18 protein-coding genes are annotated in these 18,703 nt (G+C 32.5%); 9 read left to right on the forward strand and 9 right to left on the reverse strand.

Features of this window, described 5'->3' with window-relative positions:
* The first annotated feature begins 545 nt into the window (after positions 1 to 545).
* Positions 546 to 2,195 (forward strand): hypothetical protein, encoded by a 1,650-nt coding sequence (locus A2255_02645; protein OGI23583.1) that lies wholly within the window; start codon positions 546 to 548, stop codon positions 2,193 to 2,195.
* A gap of 48 nt (positions 2,196 to 2,243) precedes the next feature.
* Here the strand turns inward: A2255_02645 and A2255_02650 are convergent, their stop codons facing one another.
* The gene (locus A2255_02650; GenBank protein ID OGI23584.1) at positions 2,244 to 2,480 is read right to left on the reverse strand and encodes a hypothetical protein; all 237 of its coding nucleotides are present in this window, start codon (positions 2,478 to 2,480) and stop codon (positions 2,244 to 2,246) included.
* A gap of 541 nt (positions 2,481 to 3,021) precedes the next feature.
* Between A2255_02650 and A2255_02655 the strand changes: the two genes are divergently transcribed.
* Both A2255_02655 and A2255_02660 read left to right on the forward strand, forming a co-directional pair.
* Positions 3,022 to 3,384: a YraN family protein gene (locus A2255_02655; GenBank protein OGI23585.1), complete on the forward strand. Its 363-nt coding sequence runs from the start codon at positions 3,022 to 3,024 to the stop codon at positions 3,382 to 3,384.
* A 13-nt stretch (positions 3,385 to 3,397) separates the two neighbouring features.
* Complete coding sequence (locus A2255_02660; protein OGI23586.1) at positions 3,398 to 4,126, forward strand: hypothetical protein; 729 nt, start codon at positions 3,398 to 3,400, stop codon at positions 4,124 to 4,126.
* A 58-nt stretch (positions 4,127 to 4,184) separates the two neighbouring features.
* Here A2255_02660 and A2255_02665 read toward each other — a convergent pair whose 3' ends face one another.
* Entirely contained in the window at positions 4,185 to 5,000 is an 816-nt protein-coding gene (locus A2255_02665) for a hypothetical protein (GenBank protein ID OGI23587.1), read from the reverse strand.
* Positions 5,001 to 5,202: 202 nt separating this feature from the next.
* On the opposite strand from A2255_02665, the gene A2255_02670 reads away from it, so the two are divergent.
* A complete protein-coding gene (locus tag A2255_02670; protein OGI23600.1) occupies positions 5,203 to 5,712 on the forward strand; it encodes a hypothetical protein in 510 nt (169 codons plus the stop codon).
* A gap of 59 nt (positions 5,713 to 5,771) precedes the next feature.
* On the opposite strand, the gene A2255_02675 is transcribed toward A2255_02670, so the two are convergent.
* Positions 5,772 to 6,233, reverse strand: a complete 462-nt coding sequence (locus A2255_02675; GenBank protein ID OGI23588.1) for a hypothetical protein — start codon at positions 6,231 to 6,233, stop codon at positions 5,772 to 5,774.
* A 56-nt stretch (positions 6,234 to 6,289) separates the two neighbouring features.
* A complete protein-coding gene (locus A2255_02680) occupies positions 6,290 to 6,949 on the reverse strand; it encodes a YggS family pyridoxal phosphate enzyme (protein OGI23589.1) in 660 nt (219 codons plus the stop codon).
* A 534-nt stretch (positions 6,950 to 7,483) separates the two neighbouring features.
* On the opposite strand from A2255_02680, the gene A2255_02685 reads away from it, so the two are divergent.
* A complete protein-coding gene (locus tag A2255_02685) occupies positions 7,484 to 8,344 on the forward strand; it encodes a hypothetical protein (protein ID OGI23590.1) in 861 nt (286 codons plus the stop codon).
* 55 nt (positions 8,345 to 8,399) lie between these two features.
* On the opposite strand, the gene A2255_02690 is transcribed toward A2255_02685, so the two are convergent.
* From A2255_02690 to A2255_02710, 5 genes are all read right to left on the reverse strand, one after another.
* Positions 8,400 to 9,314 (reverse strand): ribosomal protein L11 methyltransferase, encoded by a 915-nt coding sequence (locus A2255_02690; GenBank protein OGI23591.1) that lies wholly within the window; start codon positions 9,312 to 9,314, stop codon positions 8,400 to 8,402.
* Positions 9,315 to 9,386: 72 nt separating this feature from the next.
* Positions 9,387 to 10,349 carry an acetyl-CoA carboxylase carboxyltransferase subunit alpha gene (locus A2255_02695; protein OGI23592.1) on the reverse strand — a complete coding sequence of 321 codons (963 nt, stop codon included), beginning with the start codon at positions 10,347 to 10,349 and terminating at the stop codon, positions 9,387 to 9,389.
* A gap of 7 nt (positions 10,350 to 10,356) precedes the next feature.
* Positions 10,357 to 11,268: an acetyl-CoA carboxylase subunit beta gene (locus tag A2255_02700; GenBank protein OGI23593.1), complete on the reverse strand. Its 912-nt coding sequence runs from the start codon at positions 11,266 to 11,268 to the stop codon at positions 10,357 to 10,359.
* A 54-nt stretch (positions 11,269 to 11,322) separates the two neighbouring features.
* The gene (locus A2255_02705; protein ID OGI23594.1) at positions 11,323 to 13,080 is read right to left on the reverse strand and encodes a hypothetical protein; all 1,758 of its coding nucleotides are present in this window, start codon (positions 13,078 to 13,080) and stop codon (positions 11,323 to 11,325) included.
* A gap of 145 nt (positions 13,081 to 13,225) precedes the next feature.
* Positions 13,226 to 14,389: a hypothetical protein gene (locus A2255_02710; protein OGI23595.1), complete on the reverse strand. Its 1,164-nt coding sequence runs from the start codon at positions 14,387 to 14,389 to the stop codon at positions 13,226 to 13,228.
* Positions 14,390 to 14,807: 418 nt separating this feature from the next.
* Here A2255_02710 and A2255_02715 point away from each other — a divergent pair, with 418 nt between their 5' ends.
* Genes A2255_02715 through A2255_02730 form a run of 4 tightly spaced genes read left to right on the forward strand, consistent with a single transcriptional unit; the run spans position 14,808 to position 18,554 of the window.
* Positions 14,808 to 15,518, forward strand: coding sequence for a hypothetical protein (locus A2255_02715; GenBank protein ID OGI23596.1), 711 nt, complete (start codon positions 14,808 to 14,810; stop codon positions 15,516 to 15,518).
* A gap of 51 nt (positions 15,519 to 15,569) precedes the next feature.
* A complete protein-coding gene (locus A2255_02720; protein ID OGI23597.1) occupies positions 15,570 to 17,258 on the forward strand; it encodes a hypothetical protein in 1,689 nt (562 codons plus the stop codon).
* A gap of 47 nt (positions 17,259 to 17,305) precedes the next feature.
* A complete protein-coding gene (locus A2255_02725) occupies positions 17,306 to 17,767 on the forward strand; it encodes a hypothetical protein (protein ID OGI23598.1) in 462 nt (153 codons plus the stop codon).
* Positions 17,760 to 18,554 carry a TIGR02757 family protein gene (locus tag A2255_02730; protein OGI23599.1) on the forward strand — a complete coding sequence of 265 codons (795 nt, stop codon included), beginning with the start codon at positions 17,760 to 17,762 and terminating at the stop codon, positions 18,552 to 18,554. Before A2255_02725 ends, A2255_02730 begins: the two co-directional genes overlap by 8 nt.
* Positions 18,555 to 18,703: the final 149 nt, after the last annotated feature.

Consider the following 18,703-nt stretch of genomic DNA (forward strand, 5'->3'; position numbering starts at 1 on the left):
ATAATGAATTATATCAACCCTATCAATATCAAAAAAGCTCAATATATCCTTACAGACTATATTTAATGTTTCATCCAGTTCCATTATTTTACCTTTATCATATTATAGGAATTAAAAACACTAAAAAATCATACTCAAAGTATAATTTCCTAAAAAGCAGATTTTATCCCACTCTCAGCTAGTTAAACCAGCTAATTTAATATACAAATTTTAGAAAACTTGTATAAACCAGAACGAATTATCCTAAATGCAGAATTATAATAGCTTTAATATTTTCTCAATAAATGTAATATTATAATTTATTTCATTATTAAGTCCTTCAAAACCAGGGAGATTCTTAAATGATGAAGGAAAACTAAAATACTAAAAAAGTAAATAAATGTTAAATTATTCAAAATTCAACAATAAAAATAGCACTTAAATAATTGTTAATTTTTTATATGAATAGGCAGTTAAGTATGAATTTATAAATCGCGTTTATAGTATAGTTGTTTCGATAGAAAATCTAAGATAAAAGTAATTTAGACATATTGGAGATATTATTGATGGCAGAATTACACACTAATCCCATGGCTAAATCTCAGGGGAGATCCACCGAGGAAGGTTTAAAGTTATCACTAGCACAAATGATGCTAACCAAAAAAAGTCCCGAGCAATTGATTGAAGGCTCAAAGAAACATGCCCTCAAAAAAACACTATCTACAATGGATTTAACAATACTAGGAATAGGCGCAATTATTGGCGCAGGCATATTTACAATAGCAGGTGTTGCTGCAGTTGGTACTGCCATTACGCCTGGAGCAGGTCCTGGATTAATTTTATCTTTTATTGTTGCAGGTATAGCCTGTGCTCTTGCAGCTTTATCATATGCTGAATTTGCATCTATGATACCGGTTGCAGGAAGTGTTTATACATATACTTTTGCCTCTCTTGGAGAAATATTTGCCTGGTGTGTGGGGTGGGTATTAGCTATAGGATATACGATAAGCTGTATTGCTGTAGCACATGGTTGGTCAGGATATTTGATGAAGTTTATAAAAGGTTTCACATTCCTTCCTGATTGGCTTACACATCCGCCTGTATGGCTTGTAAATGACTATTTTTCAGCTATTAAAGTACTGGGAGATCATGGACTTAATCCAGCAACGGCAATTCCTCATTTAGGTCCAATACCGATCTGCCTTGACCTGCCAGCAATTCTTATTATTGCAGCAATTACAGCAATATTAATTAAAGGAACACAAGAAAGCACTAAGGCAGCAACTTTAATGGTAATGTTAAAAGTTGGCGTTATTCTCTTATTTGTTGGGATTGGCGCATTTTATGTAAAACCTGCTAACTGGACACCTTTCTTACCAAACGGTCTTGAAGGGGTTCTCGCAGGTGCAGTAACTGTATTTTTCGCTTATATTGGCTTTGATGCAATTTCCACTGCCGCAGAAGAAGCCAAAAACCCAGAAAAGAGTTTGCCAATAGCAACAATTACTTCATTAGCTGTTTGCACATTAGTATATATTGCAGTTGTAGCAGTATTAACAGGTATGGTTCCTATTAATCAAATTGATATTAAAGCTCCAATAGCAGCAGCAATGTCATCCGTTGGAATGAGCTGGATAGCAGGGTTTATTTCAATAGGAGCTATAGCAGGCTTAACATCCGTATTACTCGTAATGCAGTTGGGAACAAGCCGCATCTTATTTGCAATGTCAAGAGATAAGTTAATACCCAAAAAACTTGCTAAAATACATCCTGAATTTGGTACACCATATTTAATTACATTAGTATTAGGTGGTATCTGTATGGTTGGCAGCTTATTTATCGATATTGCACAAGCAGCACAACTTTGCAGCATGAGCATTCTAACTGCATTTACGCTTATAAGCTTTGAAATCCTGGTTTTAAGGGTTAAAAGACCTGATCTACATAGGCCATTTAAAGTTCCGTTTGCAATAATAACCTGTCCATTAGCTATGCTCGCTTGTTCAGGCTTAATCTGGACAAATCCTATTCAAACAAAGGTTATGTACCTTGCCTGTCTTGCTGTAGGACTAATAATATACTTTAGCTATGTAAACGTTAGAAAAACCGATCTTGAAAAAGAAATGTTAAAGGCTCACAAATTTAGAGTTAACGATCTTCTTCAATCTAGACAAGCAGGAACAATGGAAGAATCAGAAACTCAAATAAAAGTATAAAGATAATAACAAGATAAAAGACCCTTTTAAAAGGGTCTTTTATAGTCTCTAGCCATAATTCTTGTCCAAATACTCAATAATCTTGTCTGATTCATACATATAAACTTCTTTATCTTGATCTACCAGAAATGGCACCTGATCTTGACCACCAAGAGTAAGTAATATTCCTCTTTTTCTTGTGCCCTTTTGTACGTTTCTGCATATATAATCAAGATTTAATTCCGTTAATTTTTCTCTAACTTTTTTACAATAAGGGCATTGTTCAAATTGATATAACTCTAACATTTTTCCTCCTAATCTCAAGATTTATTTCAGACAGATATTAATTGAATAATTAAAAAAGTTATTTTACTTTAAAAACCTCGAAATCTCATTAGCTTTTTTAACAATATTTTCAAACTATAAATTAGCATTTTAATATTAAATGTACACCTAAAAAGCTGATTATGTTTTAATAATCAACTTTTGCATATCCCTTAAATCCAGTTTTAATGATTTATATTTATTTAAAAACACTCGAGATGTACTAAAAATAATTATTTGGAAAGTCACGAAATATAGAAAAGTAGTAGTGATTACCGTTTTAACCCATAAAACCATGTAAACTTTTTGTAATAAATTGTAAGTTTAACGTTTAAAAAAAATGAAATGTGGAAAATACATGATATGACTGGCGAGCAATCTTCCTTCAACATTCTCTCTCTAATTCCTCTCTCTAATATGTGGTAGACTTATCCGGCAAAAGCCGGTTTTTTTTTGCTTATATTTATTTGCTTACAGGTTTTATGATATAAACATAAAATAAGCCACAAATTGGAAATTATTTATGAAAAGTAATATAGCAAAAGGTAAAATCGGAGAAGACATAGCAGCTAAATATCTCGAAAAAAGAGGCTTTAAGATCATTGAAAAAAATTGGCGTTATTCTCGCTATGGAGAAATCGACATAATTGCTACTGATCAAAAGACCTTAGTTTTTATAGAGGTTAAAACGAGAAGTACAGTTAATTACGGACACCCTGTAGAATCAATTACTAAAAGCAAAATCGATAAAATTAGAACTCTTGCAGGAGCTTATTTAAACGAAAATCCTGATTTAAAATTTAAAAACTATAGATTTGATGCAATAGGCATTATACTTAATAAAGAACCTGAGATCGTTTATTATAAAGATATATACCAATTTTAATTAGAGATTAAATATGTCAGAAAACCCAAAATGGTTTCAAAAATTATTTTATAAAGAAACTGTCCTTGCTATAAAATCCAGCCTGGACTTTCTTTCTTATGAAAGCTTCAAAAATGATCTTGTATTGTTATTGCCGCAGGAATCAAAGAAATCCAGAATCCGAATAGCTAATAATATATTACATAGATTTTTTCCTGACAAAAAACTATATAATTTCTTGCCACAGATTTGGGAAATTTATCAAGATGAAGAGCTGTTAAGAGAGATTATTCGCTATGAACTCTTAAATCAAGAACCAATAATAGCAGATTTTGTTGCAAATCATATCCTGAATAAACCAGCAGAAGAAGGATTACCACCTAAAATATTCAGTGACTATATTAAGCAGGTATATGGAAAAGAAATAGAAAACCTTTCCTGGTGGTTGCAAAGCACAGTAAGAGATCTTGGATTCATCAGTAAAAATAAAGTTTACTGGCAAATTAATGATATTAAAATTCCTGAAACTGCTTTTATGCTTTTATTACATAAAATCTTTGCTCCCTACCCGGATAAGATAAATATAGAAGCTATTCTTGAAAATAACTTTTGGAAAATTTTAGGAATTAGAAACGATGAAACAGTGATAAATATATTGTATAAAGCTCATCTATTGAACATTCTGGATTTCAAGGAAGGTATAATTGAAACAAAATACTCTATAGAAAGTCTCTGCTTATCTCTTAAAACTGACTTAATCTGACTTATTACAGATAAAGCCTCTATTATAGAGGCTTTATCTGTGCACATTTAATTAAATATTACTGCAACCAACCATTATTGCCGATTAAAGCAGCAGCAACCGGTACTGGATGAGATATTAACTGTTTTGCCTTTTTAGCAATTTCAATAGAAATTTCTGATTTCATATTTAGATGTATGGTTTTAAAATTAACTCTGGTTTTACCATTCTGATTGTTTTTTAAAGTAGAATCTTTAATTAACGACTCCAATTGACTGATTGAATATTGAATATCAACAACATTATCCACTTCAAAATCAATGGTTCCTGCAAAGTTATACTTTCTATCAAGATATACTTCAGGGGCAACCCTGATATCAGCAGCTTCTCCTGCCTTATTTAAATTTTCACCAGCAGCTCCAACATAAATGAGCCATGGATCGAATTTAGCAATAGCTTTTGCAATAGAAACTGAAATATCAAGATTAGAAGCAGCATCTTTATATAAAGCGCCATGGGGTCTTATATGCTCAATAACAAGATTATAAGACTTGGCTAAAGAACTTAAAGCTCCAATCTGATAAAGTACTACAGCCTGTAATTCTTCATCGCTAAGCTTCATACTACGATATCCAAACCCTTGAATATCAGGATATCCAATATGAGCTCCTATAGCTAAATTATGCTCTTTAGCTATTTTTAAAGCATTCATAATAGTTGTTGGATCACCGGCATGGCAACCACAAGAAATATTGACTGAACTTACATAAGGTAAAAGACTAAACTCTAAATCATTTTTATATACACCAAAACTCTGTCCAATATCACAATTCAAATCAATATATAATTGTTTTGGCTGGTTTTGCTCTTTTTTAATACTTGATAATGGAATCATTCTTTTTTTCTCTTCTTTTCTCAACCAATTAATATTATATCTTATCAAAACAAAGAATCTATACCAGGTCAATAGAAAAACTTGTAGAGTACTTATATAATTAACTTTAACTAATCAACATAAAATAACTTTTTACAATAAATTCAAATCTTGAAATCTGGTTATGGATATTCTAGGAATAATAATTAAAATGATCTGGCTCATGTTGCCGGCATATTTAGCAAATCCGGCAGCAGCTATTAGCGCAAAAATAGGTTCACCAGGTAGACCTATAGATTTTGGAAAGCAATATAAGGGCAAAAGAATCCTGGGAAACGGAAAAACCTATAAGGGTTTCATTACAGGTATAGTATTTGGAATTTTTATTGCAATTATGGAAAATATAATAAACACACGCTTCTTAGAAGATTCCATGCCGCAATTTAACACAGCTGCAATAATTGCCTTACCAGTTGGATCAATGCTGGGTGATGTGGTAGCAAGCTTTTTAAAAAGACGCTTAAATTTAAAAAGAGGGCAGGCATTTCCACTTGTTGATCAATTAGATTTTGCAATTGGGGCCTGGCTAATAACAATAATTTTTGCAGGACAATGGTTCTTTCAAAATTTCACCGTCGAAATTATCTTTGCTGCATTGATACTAACTCCTATTTTTCATCTAATAGTAAATATAATCGGATATAAAATAGGAGTCTCAAGAGAACCCTGGTAAAATTATAAAAAAAAAGCGGTATTGAATACCGCCTTACCCTCATTCGCTGTCAATACTTTTTAGTGAGGTTGATTCCAGAAAGCATCTCTAATTACTCTTGCTTTTTCTGTTTCAGATGAAATTGAAACATTGCAAGGAGTAAAGATGAAAACGCCTTCTCCAATTCTTTGCTGATGACCATCAACCGCATGAGTAGCACCTGATAAGAAATCAACTATTCTTTGTGACTGCTCAGCATCTAATAAATGAAGATTTAAAATAACTGATTTTTTCTCTCTTAAATTATTAACAATTTCAAGAGACTCTTCAAATGATCTTGGTTCAATGACCATTACTTCATAAGTGTTAGCACTTGGATGAGCTAATACTTTTAAGTTTGATTTTTTACGTGAATTTGAAAGCTCAGTAGTATCTGCATATTCATTTTCTGCAGCGTAAAAATCTTCTTCAAATTCTTCTACATCATCAAATTCTGGTCCAAAACCTACGAAACTTTTAATTTTGTTTACTAAACCTGACAATTCCTACTCCTCCCCAATAACTACTATAACTACATTCTTATTATTAACTAATTAAACTATTCAAATAAAACTCGACCCAACCTTATCATTGTTGCACCCTCTTCAGCTGCTATCTGGTAATCATTACTCATTCCCATCGATAACTCAGGAAGTTTGCAATTATACTTTTCTTCTAAATAATCCCTTAGCTCTCTTAAAGTTCTGAATACCGTATGTAATAACTTTTCATCTAAGGTATAGGGTGCCATGGTCATTAGACCTACTACATTAACCGCATCGAATTTTAATATTTCCGGAAATACCTCCTTAACTGCATTGACATCGAATCCGTATTTTGTTTCTTCTTCTGCTATATTGACCTGAATCAATATATTTTGTGTTATATTTTTTGCCTTAGCACTTTCTGATACAGCTTTTACTAATTTTTCAGAGTCTACCGAGTGAATATACTCAAAATTTCCTACTACCTTTTTAACTTTGTTTGTCTGTAAATGACCTATAAAGTGCCAGTTTATATCTTTTTCTATGTTTTCAGGAAGAATTTGTTTTTTATTCTCTGCATCCTGAATCTTATTCTCTCCGATATTTCTAATTCCAGCTTTATAAAGTTCGAGTATTTCATTTACACTTACATATTTTGTAACAGCGATTATTCTAACCTTTTCTGTGTTTATTTTATTCTTTATAACTTGTAGATTTTCTGGAATTTTACTCATATCTGGTTACCCAAAATATCCTTTAAAGGTCTTTACCTTTCCCCCTTTCACTTTAACTACACATTATTTGTGCTTCAACTTTCAGTTAACTTGATTTCAAGAATTATTATAGATGATGTTTCAGAATAATACAAATATTTGTATAGTATACATTTTAGTTGAGTATGCATTTTGTTTCCTATAACACCCCAAAGCCATGAATCAAAGGTCTTTTGCATGGTTTTTAATCATGATATTTAAACCCCATTATTTCTTAAAATTTCTTATCATTCCTAGTATATGATTAATACGGTTTTCTTTTAAATACTAAATAAACAGGCTGTTACAACCTCATTGCAAAATGAGATTAATATACATATCAACAATTAATATAAATTTCTTAACATTTTGATACTTCAGTATGAGAAAGATCTAACTTTATTAGAATTAATTATCTACTTAATAAGCCTTAATATAACAGTGTAGTTTATGCTAGTGCAACCACATCGCTAGCAGGACATGGATGTATTTATTTAACAGATAAGGAGAATCTGAATGGGTATTGTTGTAAACACAAACGTTAGCTCACTTCTAGTACAAAGAAGTTTATCCAGCGCTACATCTGGTATGAGCAAGTCTCTTGAGAGATTATCAACTGGTTACAGAATTAACCGCGCAGCAGATGATGCAGCAGGTCTTACAATTTCTGAAGCATTAAAAGCACAAGCAAGAGGTTCTGTTGTAGCAGCATCCAACGCTCAAGCCGGTGTAAACCTATTACAAACAGCTGAAGGTGACCTTGGTATTATTCAAGAAAACCTTCAAAGAATCAGAGATTTAGCAATTCAAGCAGCTAATGGCACTAATGGCACAACTGAAAGAGATGCTATTAAAGATGAAGTAGAACAACGTGTTAAAGAAATTTCAAGGATAGCAACCAGTTCAGCGTTTAATTCTATTAAATTATTAGATGGAACTCAAACAAGCTTATCACTTCAGATCGGTCCTAACTTTAACTCAACAGCTGTAACCTTAAACTCTTTAACAATAGGTTCACCTTTAGGACAAGCTGATGCTACAGCATTAGGTATTAATACCACAACCAGCACATTCTTGACCACTAGCTTCGCTAGTTCAATTAAATGTTCAAGTTACATTTCTCTAATCGATAGTGCTATCTCTACAATCTCAAATAGAAGATCTACTATCGGTTCTTTACAAAACCGTCTCGAATCTACTATTCAGAGTTTAGCGCTCAAACACGAAAATATGGCTGCAGCTGAATCCAGAATCAGAGACGTTGATGTTGCTAAAGAAGCTGCCACATTAACCAAGAAACAAATATTACAACAAGCTTCTGCCAGTTTATTAGCTCAAGCTAACCAAGCCCCTAGTGTTGCCCTTAGTTTAATTTAAAAGTTAGACTATTAACAAGGAGTAGAGAATTCCATTTAAATGGAATTCTCTACTTTTATCTTTCAGCAATAATAGCAACCCAATTATCTTCTTCTAAAATCTCAGTTATTTTAAATCCCTTTAAAAGTACGGCTTGCTTAACCATATCAGCTTTTTCTACAATTATTCCGCTTAATATTAGCCTTCCCTCCTTATTTACCAGAGAGATTAAATTATCCATAATTGAAACTATAACTTCAGCAAGTATATTAGCTACTACAATCTGGAACTTACCCTGCACATCCTCTGCCGAGCCCTCATAAAATGAACATTTATCATCTACACTATTTTTCACAGCATTTTCTATGGCAATTTCAACAACAGAAGGATCATTATCAACCCCAACAACATTCTTAGCACCAAGTTTAGCTCCAACTATCGATAAAATTCCTGATCCCATGCCAATATCAGCAATTTCATCTTCTTCTTTTGCATATTTTTCAAGAGCCATTATGCAAAGCCTGGTTGTAGGATGAGTTCCTGTACCAAATGCAGTACCGGGATCAAGTTCTATTTTTATCTCAGTTTCAGCAATATCACAAGTTTCCCAGCTTGGACAAATAATTATTTTTGAGCCAATTTTTTGAGGATGCCAAAATCTTTTCCAACTATGAGCCCATTCCTCATCTTCAACTTCATCTATATGAACTTTCCAGCTACCAAGCTCTTTATCTTTAATATTAGAATTAATTAGTTTTTGTTTATTTTTATCTAATATATCCTGTATTTCTTCAATATTAGGAGCTTGATTCACATTAAGCCATAAATACCCTATTACAACACCAGTTTTAGCACTTATTACTTTCTCATCTTTATATTCTAATTCTTCAGTTACAACTCCTGAACATCCGACCTGATTTATTAGAACATCAGATACATACTCTGCCCAAATTGGATTTATTTCAACACTTAATTCAATATATTTAGTCATAAACACACCAACCTTGAATCCATGAGTATGGATTCCATAACTGACAACACACCTTTAAAATTGTCTTAAATATTACTCAAGAAATATCCCTAATTTGCGAAACTTCTCGTGTCTAAGTTTCTTCAGTTCATTTCCTGATTTTTGACTCAATTCATCAATAGTCTTAATTACTGTATCTGCAAGAGATTTAGCAGTAAATTCAGGATCATAGTGAGCACCACCAAGAGGTTCCTTAATAATCCCATCTATAATATTTAACTTTAATAAATCTGAAGCTGTTATCCTAAGTGCTTCTGCGGCAATACTAGCCTGTTCCGCACTTCTCCAAAGGATTGACGCACATCCTTCAGGAGATATAACCGTATAATAAGCATGTTCAAGCATATATACTTTATTTGCAACGGCTAATCCTAATGCCCCACCTGAACAACCTTCACCAGTAACCACAGCAATAATAGGAACATTTATCTTCGCCATTTCTCTAAGGTTAACTGCAATAGCAGTACCCTGACCTGTTTGTTCAGCTTTTATACCTGGATATGCTCCGGGAGTATCAATCATAGTTATTATTGGCAGATTAAACTTATCAGCATGATAAAAAAGCCTCAAAGCCTTTCTATAACCTTCTGGATGTGGCATGCCAAAGTTATATTCTATATTTTCTTTAGTAGTTTTACCTTTTTGGGTTCCAATAATCATTACAGGCCTATCTTGAATTTGAGCAATCCCACCAATAATAGCTCTATCATCGGTTCCAGCTCTATCGCCATGGAGCTCTACCCAATCAGTTGACATCATCGAAATATAATCAAGAAAAGTTGGGCGTTTTGAATGCCTTGCGATTTGTACTTTTTGAGCTGGAGCAAGGTTAGAATACAATTGCTCCTTATACTCTTCTGCCTGTTTAGTCAAAGTCTGTATTTGGTCCTGAAGATCAATCCCTGTTTCAGAACTAAGTGTCTTTAATTCATCTATTTTATCTTCTATTTGATATATTGATTTTTCAAAATCTAACGGTGTAAATTTTGTACTCATTACTCACTTAACCTACACTTTCTTTCGCTTTTGTCTGCTTCATCTTGGAAGTATTTTTAGTATGAACTCTGATAATTTTTTCTAAAGTATCTTTTAAATCTTTTCTATGACTTACCAGATCAACCTGTCCATACTTTAGCAGATACTCAGCTGTTTGGAAATCAGCCGGCAATTTTTGTCTAATTGTTTGCTCAATAACTCTTCTTCCTGCAAAACCGATTCTAGCACCTTGCTCAGCAATTATAATATCACCTAATGTACCAAAACTAGCTGTAACACCACCAAATGTTGGCTCAGTCAGAACAGTTATATACAAAATTCCTTCTTCGTTTGCACGAGCAACAGCACAACTGGTTTTAGCCATTTGCATCAAACTGAGTGAACTTTCCTGCATTCTTGCACCACCTGATGAAGTCATAGCAATAATGGGAACTTTTCTCTCAATTCCTAATTCAATAAGGCGAGTAACTTTTTCACCAACAACACTACCCATACTACCGCCCATATATGCAAAATCCATTATAGCTACAGCAACTTCCCATCCATCAATGGAGCCTATTCCTGTAACAACAGCTTCATTCAAGCCTGTTTTTTCTTTAGCACCTTTTTGCCTTTCTTTATATGGCGCAGTATCAACAAAATCTAATGGATCAGAAGGAAACATACCGGAATTTATTTCCTGAAAAGACCCCTCATCCAGTAATTGTTCTATACGCTCATATGCCCCTATTCTAAAATGATAATCACATTTCGGACAAACGGCTAAATTCTTTTCCAGATCTTTTCTAGGAAAATTAGCATTACAATTAAAACATTTAACCCACAGCTTACATAAATCATCTCCAGAAATTTTTGATTCAATTAATGCCGTATTAAATTGCTTTTTTTTCCTGTTTGCAAACCAGTCTCTTAAACTCATATATTTTCCTCTTTAAAATATTTTAAAACTTATTTTATACCTTTATTAATAAATTTATTCTAAATCATTAGCTCTTAATTTATCAAATTCAAGCGCAGATTTTCCAGATCCTAGTAATAAGTCTATACCAAAAGTTGAACGACGTCTCACAAAATCATAACCCAGCCTAAACTTAACATCATCAGGACCTACTCTAGCATAAACAAGATTTTCTGTGGAAAGGCGACCTTCCCAGTTATCTTTAGTAAGGTTTAAGCTTCTAAGATGGCCCACATTTAAATATCTGTGCAGCTTAACATCGCCAGATACGAGCCAATTACTCTTGCCATGCATATATCTGTCGAACATAAGTGGTGATTCTCCATGAACACCTGCCTGAAAATATGTAGTTGATAATCTTACCGGACCAATTCTACTATCAAGCCTTGGGCCTGCTCTAACAATACCAACTGTTTCTCCTGTTCCATAAGCAGAAATCCCAAATTGAGATTGCAGCCTTAACTGTAATAAATCATCTTGCACCTGGAAAACTGGCTTATTATTAATGAGATTACCCTGAATTCTGAATCTGGCTGTACCAAAAGAATTTTTAGAATCCCAATAATCAAGGCCAGGATTATCATTATAATAATTCACACTCGCATAATCCTGAGCATAACCAGCACTAAGTCTAGAATAAAGATCGAAATTAAAAGCTGATGCAAGTTTTCTATCATCTACTAATTCTAGCAGGTATTTTGCTTTACTATAATTTAAATATCCATCATCCATATAAGAATTTGTGCCATAAAGCAATCTGGTATTTGGTGTTAATAAGCTTTGCTCCCCATTAAGAACAAATTTATTCATATTAGTTGTATAACCTAATTCTGTTTTATTTGTGTCGGATTTAAACCTGGCTATAGCACCTCCACCAATGCCATCACCAAATGACATTACCGGAGACATCTTTAAAGTTGCTCCATTTGGCATATAAAACACATGACTGGGTCCAAAATATGTTCCAAGCTCCGTTGTATGCCCTATTTCAGGAAGCATTGTTTCAATTCGTTCTATATCTTTATCAGTACTCAATGTCAATGATGGAATGCTTGCTATTTTAACTTTTCCTATCCATACAGTAGCATTTTTAAGTGTTATCACATTTAAATTCTGCTTACTATCAATTATTATTTCCTTGGATACAATTTTATAAGTTGGCTTACTATTAGGATCAATATCTGCATTCTGCATATCAGAACTGCTTGTATCACCAGGGAAATAACCACCTGAAGTTAATAATAGCCTAAGATCCTTGTTATCTACACTAACTTTACCTTTTAAAGCTTCTAAACTCTTAGGATAGACATTTGCTGTATTTGCCGTAATCTTTACTTGATTTATCGTGGTATATGGCTCACTAATTAAAGCTGATTCTTTGTCTAAATCAATTTTTGCGTACTCTCCGTGGATAACTTTACCATTTTTCGTTATCTTAACATCACCTTCAGCAGTTACTTGCTGTTGAATTTGATCAAAAATAATTTTTTTAGCTTCTAATTTTGAATTCTGTTCAGGTATTACAACTTCAGCAGAACCTGTAGCAACAAACTGGTTTTGCTCCTCAAAATATTCCAGCTTATCACTGTTTATATCAATCATAACTGCGCTTCCGCGCAATTGAGTTGTATAATTATTAGTTTTATCTTTTTCTTGATCTCCTTGATTAATAGTCGCAGGTGTGTTGATAAATACAGGATCAGCTGCAAATGCCGGCAAATTGGGACTTAAGACCATGAAGCATAATATAAAAACTATTATTTTTTTATTCAAATTTATTTTCACCAATCCCAACTATTAACCCTCATTATTTTTATCTTATTAAATAATGTTTAATATTAAATTACCAGCTGATATTAACTAAGATTAATCATTTTTTACTTTTCTACATTATTCTCACTTATATTTCGAAATTAAATTAAGGAATATAATTTAACGGATTAGTAGGCTTACCCTCAAGACGAACCTCAAAATGCAAGTGTGGCCCAGTACTATAGCCAGTAGAACCTTCATATCCTACCGTTTGACCTTGTTTTACTTCTTGTCCAACACTAACAGCAGTACTGGATAAATGAGCATATAATGTGGAAGTACTAGTTCCTTTATATTTTCCATGATTAACAATTACAACCTTACCATATCCGCCATACCAACCTGTAAACACTACTTCTCCTGTGTTTGAAGCACGAATAGGTGATCTGTTTTTGCCTGCAATATCCACTCCTGAATGAAAACTTCTGCTACCAAATATGGGGTGTCTTCTCCATCCAAAAGGTGAACTTATCATTCCTGATACTGGCCTCAAAAAGTCCGTGGTAGTACGAATAGAAGATCTTCTCGAACTCTTACCAATCATGCTGGCAATTGACTGAGATTGTCTTGCTAATTCTTTTTCAGCAGCTTCATATGTCGACCTATCCGTTCTTAGCTTACTAATCATATATTGGCTTACACTTATTGAACTTGTAATTTGGCTCTTTTTCTGATTCATTACGCCTATAGTACTTACGATACTGTTCTTTTGATACTCAATATCTTGTTTAGCGTTTACCAATCTTCTTGTTTTAAGTCTCAAATCCTGTAATAACTTTTTATCATGGTCAGCTAGTCTTTGTTGATAATAAACTCTATCTAAAAAGGTGTTTATATCATGAGCTGCAAATATAAGATGCAAGATACTGATCCTTTCACCCTTATAAATCTGCTTAATTCTCTCTCCAGCACGCCTGGCACTTATATTCTGCTCATAAGAAATATTACTCAACTGTGATTCTAAAACGGTAAGTTTACTTTTAGCTGTATGAAGCTTAACACTACAATATTCAATATCATTTTTTGTTGCCTCTAATTTTCTTTGACTTATATATAACTTGTTTATTTCGATTTTTTCTTTTCTCTTTAATTCATCTATTTTTTCTTTTGCAGCTTTTCTTTTAGCTTCAATTGAGCTTTTAACGCCATTCAATTTGACTTCATTATCTGACTTTCCATAAGACAAATCAGGCCATATGATTGAACTGGCAAAAAATAAACCAACTAAAAATACTGCTACAACACGCTTATATAAAAATCTAAAATGCATAAATTCCTCTCATCAGTAATAGATAGAATTTTCTTATTTAAAATAAGTAAGAACCAATCTATCAATAGAATATTGGCAATAGCATAGTACCCACTGTCCAAAAAATGAATGCTATTCCAATTATAATTATAATAATTTTACTATTCTTACGAAAAAATTCCATTTTCCCAACCTCTTTTCCTTATATAATATGAAATATTTTAACTTAAATTATAAATTAGGATTAAAATTAAAAAGTTTTCTCTAATAAACTATTTTCTATAAAATAATAGAAACTTCAATATTAAATTAAACTTGATAAATTATATCTTATCTCAAAAACTTTGTCTAAAAGCAGAAAACAGATTACATTTTCATTGAATTACTTATTTGCTAAAATAAATAAAAAGTAAAATAAATTATGGATTAAGGTATTTATATGTCACATCGAATCCTGATTATTGATGATGATCCAGAAATAATGGATTGGCTGTCCTTTGACCTAAAATTAAGTGGGTTTTCTACTGATAATGCAAATGATGGGTTAAGTGGACTACAGAAAGCTCAGCAAAATAATTATGATTTAATAATATTAGACGTTATGATGCCTAAAATGGATGGATTTGAGGTTTGTAAAAACTTAAGGACTTCCGCTAAAACAAAGGATATTCCTATAATTTTGTTAACTGCAAAAGGTACTATCGAGGATAAAGCAATAGGTTTCAGCTCAGGTGCTGATGATTATCTGGTTAAACCTTTTGATATTCAGGAACTTCTCCTGAGAATGAGAGCATTATTAAGAAGAATAAATACTCCTCAAGTACAAAATTCAGTTAAGGAAGTTCTGGAAGCCGGAGATATTAAATTATTTCCTGATTCTCTTGAGGCAGGAATAAAAGAAAGAATTATAAAACTTACTCCGACTGAATTTGAAATTTTGTATTGTTTAATGCAGCATATCAACCAAGCCGTAAGCCTAATCACTCTTCTAAAAGAAGTATGGGGATATGATGCTGAAGATGATGTTAGAATGGTCAGGGTACATATGGGAGGACTTAGACATAAAATTGAACCTGACATTAAATCTCCTAAATACATACAAACTGTTACAAATGTTGGTTACAAACTTGTTCCCTGGTTAGATAATTGAATATCAAAATAGTCTGAAATGCGAAAACTTAAAATATATGAACAATTATTAATGGTCTTTTTGGTTGCGGTACTTTTACCCTTATGTATCGCTGCACTTATTGTAATTAATGTAAACCAGCATGCCGTAAGAGAAGAAATAAGATATTCTGCAAACCTTACTGCTGACAGTGTTTATCACCGTTTACTAAGCAGTATAGAGGCGAGAAAGTTAGCTATTTCATATATTGCAGAAAGTTCAAATTATATAAAATCACCTAATCAAATCAACAGCTTATTAAAAAAAATATCCAGTTCTTCGACTGAAATTCCTAATTTTGATATAATTAATCAAAATAAAAACAATGATATATGCACTCCAATTCCTAATTTTACAAATTCAAATACAGATATAATCCCTTATCCAAAAAATAATGCCTTGATAGTATATGCTAAACTATCAAATGATAGATATTTAAGGGAATTTATTGATCTAGAAAAGCTTCAGAATGAGGTCTTCAAGTTTATAGTTAATGATAAAAGACAGGTATATATTATCGATTCAAATAAAAATATCGTTATGTCCTATAATCGTAATGATTCTACTTTTAAAAAAATCCTGTTAGATCTTCCTAATAAATATAAAATTGGCGAACCTATTATATTTGGAAAACATAAAAACCAGCCACATGTATTTTTAAAGCTACAAGATCCTAATTGGGCAATAGTAGTGTTCACCCCAAAGAACCTTACGAATTATGGAATCTCAAAAGCCAGATTTAAGATACTTCATGCTCTTATGATAGCAGCTCTTTCAATTATTATAATTGGTATTTGGTATTCACTTTCTTTAAATACAAGCATAAAGCAGCTTTTAAAAGCAATTTCTGCAATGGAGAAAGGGAATTACAGAAAGAGAGTCAGGCTTATAAAAGACTTTTTTGCACCATATGAATTTGTACTATTAATAAATGAATTTAATAGTATGGTACGAAAAGTCGATGAATCTTATCAAAAATTGCAGCAAGCCAATAAACAGCTTTCAAAGCTGGATGAAATGAAATCCAATCTTATTGATACAGTAAGTCATGAATTCAGAACACCGCTTACCTGCATTAAAGGGTATACTTCAAGATTGCTCAGAAGTGATATTCAGGTAGATGAAGATACAAAAATCAAGTCTCTTAAAGTAATAAAGCAGCAAACTGAAAGGTTAAGCAGGTTAGTTGAAGATCTCCTGGTTATACCTGATATTGAATCATCATTAATAAGGCTATTTCCAACTGAATTAAACTTAAGAGAAATATTTGAATCCTGTATTTTATCTATTCAACAAAAGCAGACAAGAATAATAAGTCTATCTATAGATGAAGATTCTACTGCATATGCTGATTCTGATAGAGTTGAACAGGTAATCATCAATTTGCTTGATAATGCTATAAAATATTCTCCTGAAAATTCTGAAATCAATATCAACGTTTATCAGGAAAATGATAAAGCAGTTATAAAAATTCAAAATGAATGTGAGCCAATTCCAGACATTATCTTAAATACACTATTCGATAAATTTACTAGAATTGATGATAATCTTACCAGGACTACACGAGGAACAGGATTGGGATTATTCATTGCAAAAGGTTTAATTGAAAATATGGGAGGTAAAATAGTCCTTTCTGCTAAAAACGGTTTTGAGGCATGCTTTACACTTCCCTTAGAAGCAAATTCAAATTTACCAGCTAATCCTGCATCTATAACAGAATAAGTAAAAACGGGCATTGAAAATAATTTAAGAAGAGCTAAAATTCTCTTATGAGTGAAGTATGTAATAAACACGATAAGTATATGCTTATATCTTTGGAAGAAGCAGCGAAATCCTCCAAAGATGTACCTGTTGGAGCGATAATTGTAAAAGATGATAAAATCATAGCAAGAGCCTGTAATCGCAAAGAATTAGAAAATGATGCAACTTCTCATGCCGAAATACTGGCAATTCAAGAAGCATCTAAAGCTACAGGTAATTGGAGACTTGATAATACCTCAATTTATATAACTCTAGAGCCCTGTCCAATGTGCGCAGCCGCAATATTATACAGCAGAATTCCAAATATTTATTTTGGGGCTTATGATCCTTTATATGGAGCTTTAGGCTCAGCTATGAATATGACAGAATTTATAAAGTTTAAACCTCAAATTATAGGTGGCATCCAGGAAGAAGAATGCCGAAGAGTCTTAAAAAATTTCTTTTCCAAACAACGAGGAAATCATGAATAATAACGAAAAAAAGAAATTTTTAGACAGTCTGGTTAAAAAATATGAAATTCCTGAATTCATAAATGATGATCCTATAAAATTTCCTCATATGTTCGATAATTTTCAGGATCAGGAAATCGCAGGGTTAATTTCATCAGCTTTAGCCTATGGAAAAAGGGATAAAATTCTTGAAAGTGTAGAAAAAATACTAAAAATTATGGATTTTGAACCCTATAATTTTGTAACAAACTTTGATTTTGACAAAGATAATAAGCTTTTTAACGGTTTTATTCACAGATATACTTCGGGAAGAGACATAGCTTTATTGATATCTGCATTAAATGGTGTTTTAAAAGAATATAGCAGAATAAAAAACAGCTTTTTAGCCGGTTTTTCTATAAGTGATAAAAATATAAAGCCTGCTTTAACTAGTTTTGTATGCACAATAAGAGGATATTTACCAACAGAAGAAGAGGCAAAAGGCTTTTATTTTCTTATTCCAAGCCCAGAAAAAGGCAGCGCCTGTAAACGCTTAAACATGTTCCTGAGATGGATGGTCAGACCGGGCCCTGTCGACTTAAATCTATGGCAAGAAATTCCAACAGATAGATTAATAATCCCTCTTGATGTACATGTTGCAAGATTATCAAGAAAATTAGACTTAACCAGCAGAAAAGTCGATGACTGGAAAACAGCAGAGGAAATAACCGAAAATCTAAAGGAATTCGATAAAAAAGATCCGGCTAAATACGATTTTGCTATATTTGGGATGGGCGTATCAGGAGAAAGCACCAAATATCTACTCTAATAAAGATCTTGTTTTATTATACATCTATAATTTCGCCTTAAGTGAAGCAACTTTTTCTGACATGGAGCATTCTTTATCACGTCTGTCATCAATTCTAATAGTGGTCTGAACTCTTAAAGCCCCATTAGTAATTTGTGCTTCATGCATTT

This window comes from Candidatus Melainabacteria bacterium RIFOXYA2_FULL_32_9 (genome assembly GCA_001784615.1).
Classification (GTDB): domain Bacteria; phylum Cyanobacteriota; class Vampirovibrionia; order Gastranaerophilales; family UBA9579; genus UBA9579.

Bases quoted from the DNA above. Each gene is read 5' to 3' on its own strand.
- A2255_02645 (OGI23583.1), top strand. From the start codon at position 546: ATGGCAGAATTACACACTAATCCCATGGCTAAATCTCAGGGGAGATCC.
- A2255_02650 (OGI23584.1), bottom strand. From the start codon at position 2,480: ATGTTAGAGTTATATCAATTTGAACAATGCCCTTATTGTAAAAAAGTT.
- A2255_02655 (OGI23585.1), top strand. From the start codon at position 3,022: ATGAAAAGTAATATAGCAAAAGGTAAAATCGGAGAAGACATAGCAGCT.
- A2255_02660 (OGI23586.1), top strand. From the start codon at position 3,398: ATGTCAGAAAACCCAAAATGGTTTCAAAAATTATTTTATAAAGAAACT.
- A2255_02665 (OGI23587.1), bottom strand. From the start codon at position 5,000: ATGATTCCATTATCAAGTATTAAAAAAGAGCAAAACCAGCCAAAACAA.
- A2255_02670 (OGI23600.1), top strand. From the start codon at position 5,203: ATGTTGCCGGCATATTTAGCAAATCCGGCAGCAGCTATTAGCGCAAAA.
- A2255_02680 (OGI23589.1), bottom strand. From the start codon at position 6,949: ATGAGTAAAATTCCAGAAAATCTACAAGTTATAAAGAATAAAATAAAC.
- A2255_02685 (OGI23590.1), top strand. From the start codon at position 7,484: ATGGGTATTGTTGTAAACACAAACGTTAGCTCACTTCTAGTACAAAGA.
- A2255_02690 (OGI23591.1), bottom strand. From the start codon at position 9,314: ATGACTAAATATATTGAATTAAGTGTTGAAATAAATCCAATTTGGGCA.
- A2255_02695 (OGI23592.1), bottom strand. From the start codon at position 10,349: ATGAGTACAAAATTTACACCGTTAGATTTTGAAAAATCAATATATCAA.
- A2255_02700 (OGI23593.1), bottom strand. From the start codon at position 11,268: ATGAGTTTAAGAGACTGGTTTGCAAACAGGAAAAAAAAGCAATTTAAT.
- A2255_02710 (OGI23595.1), bottom strand. From the start codon at position 14,389: ATGCATTTTAGATTTTTATATAAGCGTGTTGTAGCAGTATTTTTAGTT.
- A2255_02715 (OGI23596.1), top strand. From the start codon at position 14,808: ATGTCACATCGAATCCTGATTATTGATGATGATCCAGAAATAATGGAT.
- A2255_02720 (OGI23597.1), top strand. From the start codon at position 15,570: ATGGTCTTTTTGGTTGCGGTACTTTTACCCTTATGTATCGCTGCACTT.
- A2255_02725 (OGI23598.1), top strand. From the start codon at position 17,306: ATGAGTGAAGTATGTAATAAACACGATAAGTATATGCTTATATCTTTG.
- A2255_02730 (OGI23599.1), top strand. From the start codon at position 17,760: ATGAATAATAACGAAAAAAAGAAATTTTTAGACAGTCTGGTTAAAAAA.